We start from the raw sequence: 451 nt of genomic DNA on the forward strand, positions 1-451 counted from the left end.
CTAGACCTTCCCAGACTTTGACAGCAGCAGAAGTGACTGCCATTCATGACCAGACCATTGCTGTTTTGGGACAGGCTGTTGAAAAAGGTGGCTCAACCATTCGGACTTATACCAATGCCTTTGGGGAAGATGGAACTATGCAGGATTTTCATCAGGTCTATGACAAGGCTGGTCAAGAATGTTCACGTTGTGCCACCATCATTGAGAAAATCCAACTAGGCGGACGAGGCACCCACTTTTGTCCAAACTGTCAAAGGAGGGACTGATGGGAAAAATCATTGGAATCACAGGAGGAATTGCCTCTGGTAAGTCAACCGTGACAAATTTTCTAAGAAAGCAAGGCTTTCAAGTGGTGGATGCCGACGCGGTTGTCCACCAACTACAGAGACTTGGTGGTCGTCTGTTTGAGGCTCTAGTCCAGCACTTTGGTCAAGAAATAATTCTAAAAAAC

At 46.3% G+C, this 451-nt stretch carries 2 protein-coding genes; both read left to right on the forward strand.

Features of this window, described 5'->3' with window-relative positions:
* The coding region (locus tag SMIDD26_RS10880; protein WP_280630533.1) for a zinc finger domain-containing protein at nt 1–266 on the forward strand (266 nt) is incomplete at its 5' end.
* Nucleotides 266–451 (forward strand): dephospho-CoA kinase (locus SMIDD26_RS10885; protein ID WP_134990315.1); only part of this gene is annotated, 186 nt, incomplete at its 3' end. The genes SMIDD26_RS10880 and SMIDD26_RS10885, both read left to right, overlap by 1 nt.

Origin of the sequence: Streptococcus mitis, assembly GCF_001579035.1 — a bacterium.
Taxonomy (GTDB): Bacteria; Bacillota; Bacilli; order Lactobacillales; family Streptococcaceae; genus Streptococcus; species Streptococcus mitis_J.